Genomic DNA, 1,000 nt, shown 5'->3' with positions numbered 1-1,000 from the left:
TCCCCTGCTTGCCCAGCTCGCCCTCCAGCGCGTCGCGCAGGTTGGGCGCCGAGTCGGGATGCGCGGCCCAGGCCTCGGACCAGGCCAGCGGGTTCTCCACCCGCGGGATCCGCAGCTCGACCGGCAGCGGCGCCGGCGCCGCCAGCGGCATCGCCGGGTGATAGGGGCTCAGCTGGAACTGCGCGCTCACCCCCAGCCCGGTGCCATAAAGCGAATAGGCGCCCAGCCGGGTGCGCTCGCTGACCTGGTATTCGACCCCGAAATTCAGGCTCGAGCGGCGCTCGAAGACATTGGTCAGCCCGGTCTCGGTCGGGTAGGCATCCGAGGAATATTCCAGCTTCAGCCCCCAGCGGTCGTCGGGGCGCCATTCCAGCCCGCCAAACAGCGCCGCCGGGCCGCGGAACCATTGCCCGGCCTCGATCTGGCCGCCGGTGCTGTTGGGCACGAAGGCCGGCCGCTCGATGCCGAACGGGGCGCCAAAGCTGTTATGGCTGCCCAGCCGGCCCCAGCCCATGCCGGCGGTCAGCTTCAGCCGCCCCGGCAGGCGGCCCGGCGACAGCGCCGGGGTGTCGAAACTCTTGGTGGCGACGATATATTCGGCACCGTAGATGCCGGTGCCGACAAAATCCTGGAACCCCACCGCCAGCGCCGGCCAGCGCCGGCTTTCCTGCAGCAGCCGGAACCGCATGTCGAAGCCGCGGTCGTAATAGGCCTCGAAACCGCCGAAATTCCAGTCGCGGATGCCGTTATAGCGGAAGCTGGCCGACAGCCAGGGCAGCGCCTGGAAGGTGGCGGTCAGCCGGCTCTGCCCGGCGAAATTCGACAGCCCGACGGTGAATTGCCCGTCCGGCAGCATCTCGCCGGTGGGCATGTCGATCAGCCCGGGCGAGCCGTAGAAGTTCAGCGTCGGCGTCTCGGGCGGGGCAAAGCCGGGCAGGATCGGCTCGGGCGTCTGGGCGCGCAGCGGCGCCGCGGCGGCCAGCAGGCAGACCAGCGCCGC

General features: G+C 70.6%; 1 protein-coding gene. It reads right to left on the bottom strand.

The window, feature by feature from the left end; genetic code table 11:
• Positions 1-1,000, bottom strand: a 1,000-nt coding sequence (locus tag CVM52_RS26085; RefSeq protein ID WP_306372792.1) for a YjbH domain-containing protein, incomplete at both ends; no start/stop codon positions are given.

Source organism: Pseudooceanicola lipolyticus (assembly GCF_002786325.1).
In the GTDB taxonomy this organism is placed as follows: domain Bacteria; phylum Pseudomonadota; class Alphaproteobacteria; order Rhodobacterales; family Rhodobacteraceae; genus Pseudooceanicola_C; species Pseudooceanicola_C lipolyticus.
This window is presented reverse-complemented; position numbering and strand designations above follow the sequence as displayed.